The organism is Streptomyces sp. NBC_01116, assembly GCF_041435495.1.
Lineage (GTDB): Bacteria > Actinomycetota > Actinomycetes > Streptomycetales > Streptomycetaceae > Streptomyces.
Window position 1 is genome coordinate 2,156,145 of sequence record NZ_CP108644.1, and the last position, 15,486, is coordinate 2,171,630.

The 15,486-nt window shown below is 73.5% G+C and carries 16 protein-coding genes; 9 read left to right on the forward strand and 7 right to left on the reverse strand.

Annotation, left to right across the window (positions count from 1 at the left end; all coding sequences use genetic code 11):
- Positions 1-119 precede the first annotated feature (119 nt).
- A complete protein-coding gene (locus OG245_RS09405; protein WP_371623064.1) occupies positions 120-668 on the reverse strand; it encodes a CGNR zinc finger domain-containing protein in 549 nt (182 codons plus the stop codon).
- A 140-nt stretch (positions 669-808) separates the two neighbouring features.
- On the opposite strand from OG245_RS09405, the gene OG245_RS09410 reads away from it, so the two are divergent.
- The 4 genes from OG245_RS09410 to OG245_RS09425 all read left to right on the forward strand — a co-directional run bounded on the left by OG245_RS09410 (position 809) and on the right by OG245_RS09425 (position 6,175).
- Positions 809-2,125, forward strand: a complete 1,317-nt coding sequence (locus OG245_RS09410; RefSeq protein WP_371623065.1) for an MFS transporter — start codon at positions 809-811, stop codon at positions 2,123-2,125.
- A gap of 184 nt (positions 2,126-2,309) precedes the next feature.
- Positions 2,310-3,689: a KamA family radical SAM protein gene (locus OG245_RS09415; protein WP_371623066.1), complete on the forward strand. Its 1,380-nt coding sequence runs from the start codon at positions 2,310-2,312 to the stop codon at positions 3,687-3,689.
- Positions 3,682-4,965, forward strand: coding sequence for a pyridoxal phosphate-dependent aminotransferase (locus tag OG245_RS09420; RefSeq protein WP_371623067.1), 1,284 nt, complete (start codon positions 3,682-3,684; stop codon positions 4,963-4,965). The genes OG245_RS09415 and OG245_RS09420 overlap by 8 nt, the downstream gene beginning before the upstream one ends.
- A 1-nt stretch (position 4,966) precedes the next feature.
- Entirely contained in the window at positions 4,967-6,175 is a 1,209-nt protein-coding gene (locus tag OG245_RS09425; RefSeq protein ID WP_371623068.1) for a DUF1015 family protein, read from the forward strand.
- Here the strand turns inward: OG245_RS09425 and OG245_RS09430 are convergent.
- The 3 genes from OG245_RS09430 to OG245_RS09440 all read right to left on the reverse strand — a co-directional run bounded on the left by OG245_RS09430 (position 6,126) and on the right by OG245_RS09440 (position 7,779).
- Positions 6,126-6,692, reverse strand: coding sequence for a GNAT family N-acetyltransferase (locus tag OG245_RS09430; RefSeq protein WP_371623069.1), 567 nt, complete (start codon positions 6,690-6,692; stop codon positions 6,126-6,128). The genes OG245_RS09425 and OG245_RS09430 overlap by 50 nt on opposite strands.
- A gap of 119 nt (positions 6,693-6,811) precedes the next feature.
- Positions 6,812-7,345, reverse strand: a complete 534-nt coding sequence (cpt, locus tag OG245_RS09435; RefSeq protein ID WP_371623070.1) for a chloramphenicol phosphotransferase CPT — start codon at positions 7,343-7,345, stop codon at positions 6,812-6,814.
- 74 nt (positions 7,346-7,419) lie between these two features.
- The gene (locus OG245_RS09440; RefSeq protein WP_371623071.1) at positions 7,420-7,779 is read right to left on the reverse strand and encodes a winged helix-turn-helix transcriptional regulator; all 360 of its coding nucleotides are present in this window, start codon (positions 7,777-7,779) and stop codon (positions 7,420-7,422) included.
- Between the two features lie 88 nt (positions 7,780-7,867).
- Here OG245_RS09440 and OG245_RS09445 point away from each other — a divergent pair, with 88 nt between their 5' ends.
- Together OG245_RS09445 and OG245_RS09450 are read left to right on the forward strand one after the other, a co-directional pair.
- Positions 7,868-9,427 carry an MFS transporter gene (locus OG245_RS09445; protein WP_371623072.1) on the forward strand — a complete coding sequence of 520 codons (1,560 nt, stop codon included), beginning with the start codon at positions 7,868-7,870 and terminating at the stop codon, positions 9,425-9,427.
- A 33-nt stretch (positions 9,428-9,460) separates the two neighbouring features.
- Positions 9,461-9,727, forward strand: coding sequence for a hypothetical protein (locus tag OG245_RS09450; protein ID WP_371623073.1), 267 nt, complete (start codon positions 9,461-9,463; stop codon positions 9,725-9,727).
- Between the two features lie 178 nt (positions 9,728-9,905).
- Here the strand turns inward: OG245_RS09450 and OG245_RS09455 are convergent, their stop codons facing one another.
- Positions 9,906-10,211, reverse strand: coding sequence for a hypothetical protein (locus OG245_RS09455; protein WP_371623074.1), 306 nt, complete (start codon positions 10,209-10,211; stop codon positions 9,906-9,908).
- A 120-nt stretch (positions 10,212-10,331) separates the two neighbouring features.
- Here OG245_RS09455 and OG245_RS09460 point away from each other — a divergent pair, with 120 nt between their 5' ends.
- The gene (locus OG245_RS09460) at positions 10,332-10,691 is read left to right on the forward strand and encodes an arsenate reductase family protein (protein WP_371623075.1); all 360 of its coding nucleotides are present in this window, start codon (positions 10,332-10,334) and stop codon (positions 10,689-10,691) included.
- A 102-nt stretch (positions 10,692-10,793) separates the two neighbouring features.
- Here OG245_RS09460 and OG245_RS09465 read toward each other — a convergent pair whose 3' ends face one another.
- On the reverse strand, positions 10,794-11,312 hold the full coding sequence (locus OG245_RS09465) for a carboxymuconolactone decarboxylase family protein (RefSeq protein ID WP_371623076.1): 519 nt from the start codon (positions 11,310-11,312) through the stop codon (positions 10,794-10,796).
- Positions 11,313-11,359: 47 nt separating this feature from the next.
- Between OG245_RS09465 and OG245_RS09470 the strand changes: the two genes are divergently transcribed.
- The gene (locus OG245_RS09470; RefSeq protein WP_371623077.1) at positions 11,360-12,778 is read left to right on the forward strand and encodes a PLP-dependent aminotransferase family protein; all 1,419 of its coding nucleotides are present in this window, start codon (positions 11,360-11,362) and stop codon (positions 12,776-12,778) included.
- Positions 12,779-13,044: 266 nt separating this feature from the next.
- Here OG245_RS09470 and OG245_RS09475 read toward each other — a convergent pair whose 3' ends face one another.
- The gene (locus OG245_RS09475) at positions 13,045-13,965 is read right to left on the reverse strand and encodes a Gfo/Idh/MocA family protein (protein WP_371623078.1); all 921 of its coding nucleotides are present in this window, start codon (positions 13,963-13,965) and stop codon (positions 13,045-13,047) included.
- A 215-nt stretch (positions 13,966-14,180) separates the two neighbouring features.
- Between OG245_RS09475 and glnII the strand changes: the two genes are divergently transcribed.
- Positions 14,181-15,215, forward strand: coding sequence for a glutamine synthetase (glnII, locus tag OG245_RS09480; RefSeq protein ID WP_371623079.1), 1,035 nt, complete (start codon positions 14,181-14,183; stop codon positions 15,213-15,215).
- Positions 15,216-15,486 lie beyond the last annotated feature (271 nt).

Below are 15,486 nucleotides of genomic sequence, written 5' to 3' on the forward strand. Positions count from 1 at the left end.
AGAGCGCAGCGGGCGACGCGGCACCGGCGTGCGGCCGGCGGTGTCATGGTTTTCGCATGCGCACGCGAGCCTGTACGTATACGCAACGCATGCGTTCAGGATCGCGTGCGCACGCGGTGTCACTGGTCGCGCATGCGGGCCGTGTAGCGCCGGGACTTCGTGCGGTTGCCGCACAGCCGCATCGAGCACCAGCGGCGGCTGTGGTTCTTGGACGCGTCCCAGAACGCGCCGCGGCAGGTGTGCTCCGCGCACCTCTTGAGGCGGTGGATCTGCCCGGTCAGCACCAGCTCCGCCCAGGCGACGGCCAGCAGCGCCATCGCCCGCCGGGCGGGCGGCAGCGCGGGGTCGGGGACCAGGGCCTGTCCGCCGGGGCGCGCTCCGGTCAGCGTGACCAGGACGGGCACCTCGGCCAGCACGGCGTCGGCGAGCGCCAGCGGGTGCGGGGCCACCGGGTCCGTCTCGCCCAGCGCCTCGCGGAAGCCGGCCCGCAGGTCGAGGAAGGCGCGGTGCTCGGCGGCGGTGAGGCGGGGTTCGTCCCCGGTCGGCAGGTGCCCGGCCAGCCAGCGGGCGAGGTCGGCCGGCTCCTGGACGTCGTCCTCGCCGCTCTCCAGGTCGACCGTGTTGAGGAACTCCTCGATCAGCCGGGCGGCGACAGGGGTCTCGATCATGGCGTGCCACCTTCCGGTCAACTTCCGATCAACGATGCCTATCGACCATTGAATCATCTTGATAGGTGAATCGCCGTTGTGGATGTCGCCTCAGCCTATCAATGCCATACTGACCACCTAAAGACCTTCGGAGGTTAGGCATGGACGAGACGCCGGCAACCCACCCGTCCGGCAGCGTGGCGGTCGACACATCCACCGACGAGCGGCCCCGCCCTGACGGCGCGGAGAGCAAGGACCGAGGCGGGCGCAACACCGCCGTCCTGGTGAGCTTCACCGCGATCACCAACCTCGCCGACGGCGTCACCAAGGTGGTGCTGCCGCTGATGGCGACCCGGCTGACCGACTCCCCCGCCCAGGTGGCGGGCGTCGGCCTCACGCTGACCCTCCCCTGGCTGCTGGTGGCCCTGCACGTCGGCGTGCTGGTGGACCGCTTCGACCGGCGGCTGCTGCTGTGGCTCGCGGACGGCGTGCGGATGGCCGTCGTGGGCGTCCTGCTCCTCCTCAGCACGTCCGGCACCGTGACCATCACCGCCCTGTACGCGGCCGGCCTGGCCCTGGGCGTCGCCGAGGTGGTCGCCCTGACCTCGGCCGCCACTCTCGTGCCGGCCGCCGTGCCGCGCGCGGGCCAGGAACGGGCCAACGCCTGGGTGGCCGGGGCCGAGACCGCGTGCAACGAGTTCTGCGGCCCCTTCGTCGGCGGCCTCCTCGTCGCCGCCGGGGCGAGCATCGCGCTCGGCTGGACCGGTGTGGGCTATCTGATCGGCACGGCGATCCTGGTCTTCCTGGTCGGCCGCTTCAAGCCGCAGCGCGACGACGCCAAGCCGGCGGGCACGGTCAACCAGCGCATCGCCGAGGGCGTCCGCTTCCTGTGGCAGCAGCGTCTGCTGCGGCTGATGGCGCTCTCCCTGACCGTGCTCTCCGCCTGCTGGGGTGCCTGGCTGGCCCTGATGCCGCTGATCGCCACGGCCCACATGGGCCTCGACGCCCGCGGTTACGGCATCCTGCTCAGCGCTCTGGGCGCCGGCGGCCTGCTCGGCGCGCTCACCGTCACCACCATCAACCGGCTGCTGGGCCGCCGGTGGTCGATGTTCGCCGATCTGCTCGGCACCGCCGCCATGGTGGCCACGCCCGTCTTCTCCACCGATCTGTGGGTCGTCGCCACCGGCGCCTTCCTCGGCGGTATGGGCGGCATCCTCTGGACGGTCAACTCCCGCACCATCAGCCAGCGGCTCGTCGACGGCGGCATGCTCGGCCGCTACAACGCCGCGGCCCGCCTCTTCAGCTGGGGGGCCATGCCGGTGGGGGCCGGACTCGTGGGCGTGCTCGCCGAGTGGTTCGGCATCCGGGCCGCCTTCATGGTCTTCACCGTCGCCACCCTGGTGATCATCGTCCCGTTCCTGCGGACCGTCACGCCCAGGGCGCTGGCCGAGGTGGACCGGCAGGGCGCGAACGCCTGACCTCCTCGGGCGGGCTCCGCGCGAGGTCTCGCACGCCCCGCCGCGCGAAACCCCGCGCGATTCGTTATTCGGGCATCGCGAGCGCCTATCGGCCGACCACCGATTCTCCTACCGGTGGTCGGCCGCCGGCTTCTAGGGTGGATAAGTCACCAACCTTCTCACCACCCCAGCAGGAGGAAGTCGCATGCCCTCGATATCCCCCACCGTATGGGAAAAAGAGCGCTTCCGAGCATTCGGTGCACGCCATGTCGACGAAATCGCCGACCGGTTCGGAATCCCCGGGAACATCGCTCGTTCCATCCGCGTCCTGTCGAGCGTGCTGCCCTTCCGCGTCAACGAATACGTCCTGTCGGAACTCGTCGACTGGGACAATGTTCCGGACGACCCGATCTTCCAGATGGTGTTCCCGCAGAGCGGCATGCTGACGGGCGAGGACGAGCAGCGGCTGGCCCCTCTCGTCGACGACCCCACCCGCAAGAAGGAGCTGCGCCTGGCCGTGCAGCAGATCCGCAGCGGGCTCAACCCGCACCCCTCCGGCCAGAAGCAGCTCAACGTACCGACCCTCGACGGCGACCAGGTCCCCGGCATCCAGCACAAGTACCGCGAGACGGTCCTGTACTTCCCCGGCCAGGGCCAGACCTGCCACTCCTACTGCACCTACTGCTTCCGCTGGGCCCAGTTCGTCGGCGACGCCGACCTCCGCTTCGCCGCCCCCGACCCCGGCGGTCTCGTCGAGTACCTGGGCCACCACCCCGAGGTGGACGACGTCCTGGTGACCGGCGGCGACCCGATGATCATGTCGACGGACCGGCTCCGCAGCCACCTGGAGCCGCTGCTCGCCGTGGACACCGTGCGCACCGTGCGGATCGGCACGAAGTCCGTCGCGTACTGGCCGCAGCGCTTCACCACCGACGCGGACGCCGACGAGGTCCTGCGGCTGTTCGAGCAGGTCGTCGCCTCCGGCCGCAACCTCGCCGTCATGATGCACTTCACGCACCCGCGCGAGCTGGAGTCCGAGACGGCGCGCCGGGCCGTGGCCCGGATCCGTTCCACCGGCGCGCTCGCCTACTGCCAGGCGCCCATGGTCGCGCACGTCAACGACGACGCGGAGGCGTGGAGCGCCCTGTGGCGGGCCGAACTGGCCGTCGGCGCCGTGCCCTACTACACGTTCGTGGAGCGGGACACCGGCCCGTACGACTACTTCAAGGTGCCGCTCGCCCGTGCGCACGAGATCTTCCGCACCGCCTACCGCACGCTCCCCGGTCTGGCACGCACCGTGCGGGGGCCCGTCATGTCCGCCACGCCCGGGAAGGTCCTGGTCGACGGGGTCGAGGAGACGGCGCAGGGCCGCTTCTTCCAGCTGCGGTTGCTCCAGGCCCGCGACCCCCGGCTCGTGGGCCGCCCGTTCCGCGCGCACTACTCGGACAGCGCCGCCTGGCTGGACGACCTCCGGCTCGCCGCCGACACCCCGGCCGACATCGCCGCGGCCGTCAAGGGCTCGCCGCTCCCCTTCTCCGCGGACCTGGACGCGCGGATCCTGGAGCAGGAGCTGGTCCATGCCTGAGACACCGGCCTGGCGCACCTCGCCCAACCTCGCCCTCAACCAGCTGGTGGCCGAACGCCGCGCGGCCGGCGAGGACATCGTGCACCTGGGCTTCGGCGAGTCGCGGCTGCCCGCCTTCGGCCCCCTCGCCGAAGCCCTGGCCCGCGGCGCGCACCGCAACGCCTACGGCCCGGTGGCCGGAAGCCCCGACGTCCGCCGTGCCCTCGCCGGCTACTTCGAGCGGCGCGGGCTGCCCACCACCGCCGACCAGATCGTCGTCGGCCCCGGCAGCAAACCCCTGCTGATGGCCCTTCAGCACGTGCTGCCCGGCGATGTGCTGCTGCCCCGCCCGGCCTGGAACTCCTACGCGCCGCAGGCCCGGCTCGCGGGCCGGAAGGCGTACGGCGTGCCGATCCCGGCCGTGTGCGGCGGCGTGCCCGACCCGGTCGCCCTGCGCGAGACCGTCCGCGCCGCCCGTGCGTCGGGAGGTGACCCGCGCACCGTGATCCTGACCCTGCCGGACAACCCGACGGGCACCCTCGCCCCGCCGGAGCTGGTGCGCGAGCTCTGCGCGGTCGCCGAGGAGCTGGACCTCGTCATCGTCTCGGACGAGATCTACCGGGACATCGTGCACGATCCGGCCACCCCGTTCCTCAGCCCGGCGGAAGTGGCCCCGCACCGCACGGTCGTCACCACCGGCCTCTCCAAGTCCCTGGCGCTGGGGGGCTGGCGGATCGGCGCCTGCCGGCTGCCGGGCGACGCGTGGGGCGAGCGGATCCGCGACGGCGTGGTCTCGGTGGCCAGCGAGGTCTGGTCGACCCTGGCCGGCCCGATGCAGGAGGTCGCGGCGTACGCCTTCGACGAGCCCCCGGAGATCCGCGCCCGGCTCGCCGCCTGTGCCCGGCTGCACGGGGTGCTGGCCCGGGAGGTCCACCGGATCGTCACCGCCGCCGGGGCGCTCTGCCGCCCGCCCACCGGAGGGTTCTACGTCTACCCCGACTTCGAGCCGCTCCGGGAGCGGCTGGCCACGCTCGGCGTCACCGACTCCCCCTCCCTCCAGCGCCATCTCCTGGACGCGTACGGCGTGCTGGTCCTGGCCGGACACCACCTCGGCGACGACGAGGGCGCCCTGCGCTTCAAGGCGGCCACCAGCATGCTGTACGGCGACACCGCCGAGGAGCAGGAGGAGGCACTGGCGTCCGACGACCCGCTCGGCCTGCCGCACGTGGCGAGCGTGCTGAAGCACATCGACGACGCGTTCACCGCACTGCGCGGACAGCGACGCGGGCGTCCCTGACGTGAGCACGCATCCGAGCCCGCCCGCACGGCCGACGCACCGCGCCGCCCCCGGCCCGGCGGGCGGGGCGGTCCCGCCCGGCACGGTCCTGCACCCCTTCCGGGGCATCCGGCGCTCGGCCTCCGCCCTGTCCCGCGACCGCACACCCGCCTTCTACGTGCTGGAGCAGCACCGCGGTGACGCGCTGCTCCAGCGCGGGGTGGTCGGTGCGCTGGACCTGGCGGCCTCGCACGCCGCGGTGCTGCCGCACGAGCACGTGCTGGCCGCCAAGGTGCGGGCCCAGCACCGGATCACCGCGCTCGTCGGCGGCAATCCCGAGCCGGTCCTGCTGGTCTGCCGCGACGCCCCGGCCACCGACGCGGTGCTGCGGCGGGCCACCGCGTCGGCCCCGGACACCGTCGTGACCGGGGCGGACGGAATCCGGCACACCCTGTGGCGGCTGCACGATCCGGGGCAGCAGCGGGAACTGGCCGCGGATCTGGCTACCCGCAGCGTCCTGATCGCGGACGGCCACCACCGGTACGCCGCGGCGTGGGAGCTGCGGCGGCGGCGCGGCGGGCGCCCCGGGCCCTGGGACCGGCTGCCGGCCCTCGTCGTCGACAGCGCCCGCACCCCGCTCGGGCTGCGGGCCATCCACCGCTACCTGCCGGACCTGACGCCCCGGGAGGCCGCGGCGCGGGCCGCCGACGTGGCGGACGTGGCGGAGCTGGACCCGGCGACGCGCCGGCCCCCGCGGCCCGGGGAGCTGATCCTCGTCGGGGACGGCCGCCGCTACTCCCTCACCCGGCCGCGCCCGGAACCCCTGCTCCGCGCGCTGGCCGGGCGTCCCGGCGCCTGGCGGCGGCTGGACGCGGCGGTGTTGCAGTGCCTGTTCATCGAGGGGGTCTGGCGTCCGCCCGCCGGGGCCCGGCCGGTCCGCCATCTGCACGACGGCGACGGCGAACCCGGCTCCGTCGCCTCCGGCACGCTCGTCCTGCTGGCCCCGCCCACCGAGGACGACATCTGGCGGCTGGCCGCCCAGGGCGTGCGCGTCCCGGAGAAGACCACGTCCTTCCTCCCCAAACCGCCGCCCCGGCTGCTCACCTACCACCACGGCCATCAGTCGCGCGGGATCCGGCTCGGGGGCGGCCCTCGTCAGGACCGGGTCGCCCCACCCGCCCTCACCGCAGCGAAGGCCGCGCCCGCCCCGCCCAGTACTCGTCCGCCGTGATGCCCAGCAGGACCACGTCGTGGTACGCGCCCGCGAAGAACTCGTGCTGGCGCAGGCGCCCCTCCTCCACGAAGCCGAGCTTGCGGTAGAGGGCCAGGGAGGCGTCGTTGAAGGCGTAGACCTCCACCTCGCACTTGTGGCTGCGCTGTTCGGCGAACATGTAGGTGAGGACCAGTTCGGAGGCCTCGGCCGCGTACCCCTGGCGGCGGTGTTCCCGGGTGACCTCGATGCCCGTACGGAAGCGGCCCGCCCGGGCGTCCGTCTCGCCGACCGACACCGCTCCGACGAAGGCGTGCTCGAAGCGGGTCTCGATGACCAGTTGGTACGCGGCCGGGTTCGGAGGGCGGCCGGCGCGCTCGGTGGCCCAGGCGCGGAAGCTCTCGTCCGAGCGGGGCGGCTCGACCACATCGGCGTTGCGGGCGTCCACGGTGTGCAGGGCCAGGGCCCGGAAGCCCTCCCAGTCCTGCGGTTCGACGCCTCGCAGGCGTACTCGCTCGCCGGTCCACAGGTCGGTCATCGCTCTCCACTGTTTCGGCGGCCCGTGCGCGGGCCGGTGTGTACGGGTGCGGTGTGTACGGGTGCGGTGGTGCGGGGCCGGTATGTGCGGGTGAGGTGGGGCCGGGCCGACCGGGCCGGTCACGTGAGGTGGGCGGCGATCGTTCTCGCGCAGGCCAGGGACTCCGCGTGCGTGGTGTCCACCTCCAGGTCGTACACCACGCCCCGGTGGACCGTCTCCGCCTGCGCCGCCGCCATGCCCCGGGGGCGGTCCCCCCGGGCGGTCTCGCGGGCCTCGGCGACCGCGCCCGAGCACCGGACGCCGACCCACAGCACGTCCAGTCCGGCCAGCGCCCTCCGCCACGGTTCCTGGGAGGCGGGGCCGCCGAGGAACACGTCGTCGACGATGACCCGGGCGCCCGCCCGGACCATCGCCGCGACACCCTCGCGCCACGCGGCCTCCAGCTTCCGGAACTCCGGCCCGACGCTCACGCCGCCGTCCTCGGCGAACGCGATGCCCGCGTCCGACGTGCGCAGGGACGCGGGCATCGCATCGACGAAAGCGTCGATCGCGGCGGCGAGCCACGGGTCCGGCAGTTCCGCCTGGAGGCAGCGGACGATGCCGGACTTGCCGGAGCTGGAGCCGCCGTTGAGCACGATCACCTGGGTTGTCACCCGGTCACAGTAGAGGGAACCGGCACGGTGTTCGAGGCGTTTGTCGGCCCCGGTGGGACAGCCGTCCTCGGGTCTCAGGGCACGTCCGCGGCCGACTCCGGCCGGTGGACCGTCTCCTGGTACCACCGGCCCCAGGTGTCGAGCTGGTCCATGATCGCGTCCAGCCGCTGCCCGGCGTCGGTCAGGGTGTACTCCACACGCGGCGGGACTTCCCGGTACACCGTCCGCGTCACCAGACCGTCGGCCTCCAGCTCCCGGAGCTGGCGGGTCAGCATGCGCTGGGTGATGGCCGGGAGCGCGCGCCGGATCTCGCCGAAGCGCAGAGTCCCCGGAACGAGCGTCTTGAGGATGGCCAGCTTCCAGCGGCCCCCGAGCACCTCCATGGCGGACTCGACCGCGCAGTACTCCGGGTTCTCCTTGGTCGTCGTGCGCACCGCTGACCTCCATCGGTATACGAACAGGCAGTAGGGGACAGAAAAGACCGTACTTGCACCATGTGTGGGTACCCACTGGACTGGCCGCATGCCGAACAGTCAAGCGCCCGCAGCGGAAGGCCCGGCGGCGGAGACCGGCCGGCCGCCCTCCTCGTCACGGCGCCGGTGGGCGGTGCTGGTCGTGGTGGCGGGCAGCCTCTTCCTGTCCGGGGTCGACCTCACCGTGCTGCACGTCGCCATGCCGAGCGTGAGCCGGGACCTCCGGCCCGGTGCGGCGCAGGTGCTGTGGATCGTCGACGTGTACTCCCTGGCGCTCGCCGCCACGCTGGTCACCTGCGGAACCCTGGGCGACCGGATCGGCCGGCGCCGGATGGTGCTCAGCGGCCTTCTCGCCTTCGGGCTGTCCTCGCTGGCGTGCTCCTTCGCGGTGAGCACCGCGCAACTCATCCCCGCACGCGCGGCCCTGGGCGTCAGCGCGGCGATGATCATGGCTTCGACGGTGGCGATCATCAGGGTCACCTTCACCGACAGCCGCGAGCGGGCCTTCGCGATCGGTGTGTGGACCTCCGCGCACAGCGTCGGGGCGACGGTCGGGCCGCTGATCGGCGGGCTGGTCTCCGAACGGTGGGGCTGGGGGGCCGTCTTCCTGGTGAACGTGCCCGTCGCCGCCGTCCTCCTCGTCGTGGGGGCGCGCGTGATCCCGGAGTCGAGGAACCCCGTGCCCCGACGCTGGGACCTGCTGAGCGTGGTGCTCTCCGTCGTCGGCCTGGCCGGTGTCGTGTACGCCCTGAAGCAGGCCGGCGAACACGCGGGGATCAACGGCGCCTTCCTGGTCACGGCGCTCGGCGGCACGGCACTGCTGCTCCTCTTCGTGCGCCGTCAACAACGCCTGGAAGAACCACTGTTGGACCTCTCGCTCTTCTCCGAGCGGCGCTTCTCCGCCGCCGTCCTCTGCGTGATCGGCTGTTTCGGCGGCTACGTCGCCCTGCTGTTCTTCCTCACCCAGTGGCTCCAGCAGGTGGGCGGCTACCAGCCCCTGCACGCCGGACTCGCCCTGATGCCGTTGGCCGCGGCCAACGCCGTCGGCGCCGTCACCGCGCCCGCGTCGGCGAGCCGTTGGGGCAACCGCGTGACGCTCACCGCGGCGCTGCTGCTGTTCGCCCTCGCGTACGCGGTCATCGCCGTCCTCGGCGACCCGGGCCGGTACGGAACACTGCTCCCGGCCCTGCTCGTCGCGGGATTCGGCGCGGGCATCGTGATGACGCTGGGCGCCGACGTCATCATGGGCGCGGCCCGGCCCGAACGCTCGGGGGAGGCCGCCGCCGTCCAGGAGACCTCCTTCGAACTCGGCGCGGGCCTCGGCGTCGCGGTCCTCGGCAGCGTCATGACCCTCGTGTACGGCACCGCCGTCCCGACGGTGCCCGGCCTCGGCGCCGGCCGGCAGGAGACGGTGGGAGAGTCGTTCACCTCGGCCCAGGAACTCATGGCGCACCTGCCGCCGGCGACCGCGGACGCCGTGCTGGCCGCCGCCCGCCACGCCTACGACCGCGGCTTCGCCGCGGTGGCGGCGACCGCGACGCTCGGCCTGGTCGTCACGGCGGCCGTGGCGGCCGTCATGCTGCGCCCGCGCAAGGGCGACCAGGCCTGAGTGTCCCGCCCTCCGGAGAGTAGCCACCTTTTTGTGGGTACTTGGCGGCTCGCGGCCCGCGGGAGAACCTGTGAGCGCGGGGCCGGGCGGTCCGAGGGGGACGGCCGGCACGACGGACGACCGAGGAGGTGCGATGTGTCAGGAGCCCCCGTGCTCGGTGCCGTCCACGCCTCCGAGGCCCACGGCATCGACGCGAGCGTCATGCGTGCCGCGGAGGGCCTGACCCGCCGCGCGATCGGCCTGGGCCACGGTGGCGACGAGCTGACGCGCCTGTCCGAGGTGATGGGGCGCCACCTCTGACGCACCCCGGCGCCACCTCTGACGCACCCCGGCCGCACCGCCGTCCGACCGACACGGGCCGCCCCGACCGGGGACACCCGCGACCTCCGGCCCGACGAACAGGCCGGAGGTACAGGTCGATCGGCGGTCCGGTCCGGTCTACGCCGGTCCGGTCCACTCGGGTCCGGAGCTGGTCCGGTCAGCGTCCGTAGCGGATCAGGGCGCGGACCATGCGGCAGGTGGTGTCGGACGGCGGGTGGATGCCCAGACGCTCGGCCGTGATCCTTATCCGGTGGTTGCCGGCGCTGGAGGGCTGGTAGACCCCGCTGTCGAGCAGGGCGATGGCCAGGCGCATGGCCTTGAGCCGGCGGTTGTGGGAGACGTACCACTCGCGGGGGCGGCCCGCGGGCAGTCGCTTCTTCGGCGGCGGGGTGGGGAGCGGCGGGTGGAAGGGCATCGGGAGCTGTCGGTCGAGCGGCTCGGTCGTGACCGTGGCAACAGCCATTCGGCATCCTCCTGGCAGCGTGGTGGAACCCTCACGAACTCCCTCCATTTTACTGCCCCCCACTGACAATCGCCCCTGGCCAGAGCCTATTTCGGCAGTCCCTCGCGTAACCTCGGCCCCATGGAGATCTGGATCAATCCGGCCTGTTCGAAGTGCCGCGGCGCGCTCACCCTGCTCGACGCGGAAGGGGCCGAGTACACCGTCCGCCGCTACTTGGAGGACGTGCCCTCGCCCGAGGAGATCCGGGCCGTGCTGGACCGGCTCGGTCTGGAGCCCTGGGACATCACGCGGACGCGGGAGGCGGCGGCGAAGGAGCTGGGGCTGAAGGACTGGCCGCGGGAGGCCGGCTCGCGGGAGCGGTGGATCGTCGCGCTGTCGGAGCACCCGAAGCTGATCCAGCGGCCGATCATCACCGCCGAGGACGGTACGGCCGTGGTGGCGCGGAGCGAGGAAGCGGTGCGGGACGCGTTGGGGCGGTAGCGGACGCCGTCCCCGCGCCGGGAGCCGCCCGGCAGCCGGTCCAGGAACGCGTCCGGGCGGCGGTTGATCCCGGCCGCCGCCCCGGCTTCCAGCGGCACGGCGTCAGCGTTCGTCCGTGCCCGCGCGCCTGGCGGTGGCCAGGGCGATGCGGTTCCAGGTGTTGATCGTGAGGATCAGGGCCAGCAGGTGGGCCAGCTCCTCCTCGTCGAAGTGGGCCGCCGCCCGGTCGTAGACCTCGTCCGGTACGCCGGCGTCCCCGATCCGGGTGACCGCGTCCGTGAGGGCCAGGGCGGCCTGCTCCCGCCCGGTGAAGAAGTGGTCCGCCTCCTGCCACACCGCGACCATGTGCAGGCGCTCCTCGCTCTCGCCCGCCTTGCGCGCGTCCGTGGTGTGCATGTGCAGGCAGTACGCGCAGCGGTTCAGGTGCGAGGCGCGGATCTGGACCAGCTCGACCAGCGTCGGGTCCAGGCCCGCGCGGGCCGCCGCGTCCAGGCCGATCACGGCCCGGAAGACCTTCGGGGCGCTCTTCGCGAAGTCGAGCCGGCCGGTGGCGCTGTTGCTCCGGACGGTGGTGGCCGGGGTGGTGGTGCGGTCGTTCGTCTTGATCTCCGTCGTCGTCATGGGTACGAATCTAGGGCGACAGGCGACTGGGTACGGGGTGCATTTCGATGACGGATTCATGGGTCAATTCGGCGGAGATCCTGGGCAGCGATCTGCCGCTGGAACTCTCCGGCACGGGCAACCGCCGGGCCCTGCTGATGGCGGCGCTGCGCGAGGCCGTGCGCAGCGGACGGCTCGCCCCCGGCGCCCGGCTGCCGCCCTACCGTTCCCTCGCCGCCGATCTGGGCCTCGCCCGCAACACCGTCGCCGACGCGTACGCCGAGCTGGTCGCGGAGGGATGGCTGGCCGCCCGGCAGGGCTCGGGGACGCGGGTCGCCGAGCGGGCCGTCCCGGTCACCCCCGTCCACCGGCCGCGCACCCCCGAGCGCGCCGCCCGCCCGGTCCTTGACCTGGTCCAGGGGCAGCCGGACCCCTCGGTCTTCCCGCGCACCGCCTGGCTGGCCTCGGCGCGGCGCGCTCTCGCCGCCGCCCCCGACGACGCGTTCGGGCCCGGCGATCCGCACGGGCGGCCCGAGCTGCGGCGGGCCCTGGCCGGTTATCTGGCCCGGGTGCGCGGGGTGCGGGCCGCGCCGGAGCGGATCGTGGTGTGCTCGGGGGCGGCGCACGGGCTGCGGCTGCTGGCGGAGGTGGTGGGCGGTCCCTGGGCGGCGGAGGGGTACGGCCTGCCCTTCCACCGCGCGCTGCTCGCCTCCCACGGCGTCGGCACCCGGCCGCTCGGCGTGGACGCGGACGGCGCCCGGGTCGACGGGCTCACCCGCCACGACCGTGCCGTACTCCTCACGCCCGCCCACCAGTTCCCCACCGGCGGGCCGCTGCACCCCGCGCGGCGGGCGGCCGTCGTCGACTGGGCCCGGGCCACCGGCGGGCTCGTCGTGGAGGACGACTACGACGGGGAGTTCCGCTACGACCGCCAGCCCGTGGGCGCCGTCCAGGGGCTCGACCCCGAGCACGTGGTGCTGGTCGGGTCGGTGAGCAAGAGCCTGTCCCCCGCCCTCCGGATCGGCTGGCTGGTGCTGCCGCAGCGGCTCGTCGGCCCCGTCGTCGCGGCGAAGGGCGAGCGGGAGCAGTTCTCCAGCGCCACCGAGCAGCTGACGCTCGCGGACTTCGTCGAGTCGGGGGCGTACGACCGGCAGGTCCGCCGGATGCGGCAGCGCCACCGCCGCCGCCGGGACCAGCTGGTGACGGCCCTGGAGCGGCGGGCCCCGCACGTCCGGGTCACCGGGATCGCGGCCGGTCTGCACGCGGTGCTGGAGCTGCCGCCCGGCACCGAGCGTTCGGCGGTCCGGGCGGCGGCCTGGCAGGGGCTGGCGGTGGAGGGCCTCGCCGACTACCTGCACCCGGGCGCGGGCCGGGCGGGGCAGGCGGAGGACCTCCGGGACGGGCTCGTCGTCGGGTACGCGACGCCCGCCGAGTCCGCCTACCCGGAGGCGTTGGAGGCCCTGTGCCGGGCCCTGCCGCCGGGGTGAGCCGACGGGGGCGCGGGGTGCAGCACGGCCGAGACCCGCGCCCCCGCCGGTCGGCCCGGCTGCGCCAGCGCCCGTGGCCTTGCCGGTCAGCCGGCCCGCGCCTACGTCTCTATCCGGTCAGTCCGCCCGCGCCCGTGTCTCCGCCGGTCAGTCCGGTGTGCCCGCGTCTTTACCGGTCAGCCGGCCCGCGCCTGCGTCTCTATCCGGTCAGTCCGCCCGCGCCCGTGTCTCCGCCGGTCAGTCCGGTGTGCCCGCGTCTTTGCCGGTCAGTCCGCCCGCGCCTGCGTCTCCGCCGCCACCAGCAGCTCCGTGAGGCGGAGGCCGAACCGCGCGTCGCAGGCGTGCGGCACCCCCGTGCGTACCGCTTCGGCCAGGGCGTCCACCGCCCCCCGGAACGCGGTCCGGGCGCCGTCCCAGCCGGGGGCCGACGCCGTGCCCCGCTCGCCCCGGAACTCGATCTCGACGCCCGCAGCGCCGGGCGGGGCGCCCAGCCCGAGGGTCACCGTGCTGGAGGCGCCGGAGGTGTGGCGCAGGATCAGGTGGGTGGTGCCGGACGGCCCCGGGGCGGCGGTCAGGTGCTCGACGTCGCCCAGGACCGGGATCAGCACGGAGAGCGCGTGCGGGCCGACGTCCCACAGGCCGCCCTTCTCGCGCCGCCACGGGGAGTCCGCGTACTCGCTGGTCGAACCCTCGGCGTAGAGCGATCCCAGCCACTGGGCGCGGGCGGTGAACCAGCCGCCCGCCGCGGCCTGTTCGGCGATCCACGCGGCGGTCTCGGGCGCGAACCGGAGCGTGCAGAAGACGACCGAGGCCACTGTCGCCTTCTCCGCCGCCACGGCGACCGCACGGGCCCCCTCCACCGTCGTGGCGACCGGCTTGTCCATCAGGAGGTGGCAGCCCGCCTCCGCGGCCCGGACCGCGAGCGGGGCCTGGACGTCCGGCGGCAGCGCGAAGGCCACCGCGTCGCTCGCCTCCAGCAGCGCGTCGATGCCCGTCTCGCCCGTGTACGCGCGAGTGCCGTGGGCGGCGGCGAGGGCGTCGGCCGCCTCGGCCCGGCGGCCCCACACCCCGCTCAGCTCGACGCCGGGATGGGCGGCCAGCGCGGGGGCCTGGGTCTCGCGTGCCCAGGGGCCGGTGCCGAGGAGGCCGATGCGCAGGGGTGCGGTGGTGCCGGGAGCTGAGTCCATGGAGCCAGTGTGCCGGGCGCGGCGGACAGTGGTGCACGTGAACCCCGTATACGACGCGGAGGGATTCGACGAGCGGCGGACGACGGTCCCGACGCGGCTCTCCTCCAACGAAGGAAACCTCGGTAACACGGGGTTCACATCAGGGCAACGGACGGGAAATCGCGTCTTGCCAAGCTGCGCCGCATAGACCGCTGCACCCGCAAAGGATGGCGTCCGTGACGTTCAAGGCTGAGTACATCTGGATCGACGGCACCGAGCCGACCGCCAAGCTTCGCTCCAAGACGAAGATCATGGACGGTGCTCCGTCGGGAGACGTGGCGGATCTGCCCATCTGGGGCTTCGACGGCTCCAGCACCAACCAGGCCGAGGGCCACGCGTCCGACCGGGTGCTGAAGCCCGTCTTCACCTGTCCGGACCCGATCCGCGGCGGCGCGGACATCCTCGTCCTGTGCGAGGTCTTCAACATCGACATGACGCCTCACGAGTCCAACACGCGTGCCGCGCTGCGCCCGCTCGCCGAGCGGTTCGCGGGCCAGGACCCGATCTTCGGCATCGAGCAGGAGTACACCTTCTTCGACGGCCACCGGCCGCTCGGCTTCCCCGAGGGCGGCTTCCCGGCCGCGCAGGGCGGCTACTACTGCGGCGTCGGCGCTGACGAGATCTTCGGCCGCGACATCGTGGAGAAGCACCTCGACAACTGCCTGACGGCGGGGCTCGGCATCTCCGGCATCAACGCCGAGGTCATGCCCGGCCAGTGGGAGTTCCAGGTGGGCCCGCTGTCCCCGCTGGAGGTCTCCGACCAGCTGTGGGTGGCCCGTTGGCTGCTCTACCGCACCGCCGAGGACTTCGACGTGTCCGCCACCCTGGACCCGAAGCCGGTCAAGGGCGACTGGAACGGAGCCGGCGCGCACACCAACTTCTCCACCCGCGCCATGCGCGAGGGCTACGACGCGATCATCACCGCGTGCGAGTCGCTGGGCGAGGGCTCCAAGCCGCTGGACCACGTGAAGAACTACGGCGCGGGCATCGACGACCGGCTCACCGGCCTGCACGAGACCGCCCCGTGGAACGAGTACAGCTACGGCGTCTCCAACCGCGGCGCCTCGGTCCGTATCCCGTGGCAGGTCGAGCAGGACCGGAAGGGTTACATCGAGGACCGCCGGCCCAACGCCAACGTCGACCCGTACGTCGTCACACGGCTGATGGTCGACACCTGCTGCACCGCGCTGGAGAAGGCCGGCCAGGTCTGATCCCGACGCCGACCACGTGACGAGGGGCCCGCCGGTTCGCCGGCGGGCCCCTTCCGCGTGGGCGGTGACGGCCGGGCATGAGGCCGGGCGTACGGCCGGGCGTGAGGAAGGTTACGCAAAGGGTCCGTATCGACGGGTGAGAGGAGTCTGATGCACGGCCGCGATGTCTGCTTCAATGGAGCACATGGCCAGCTACCAGCACATCGCGTCGGGTCGCAGCGACCTCGAACCGTTCTGGCCTTCCCGTCAGCACCATGATTTCGACCGGGTG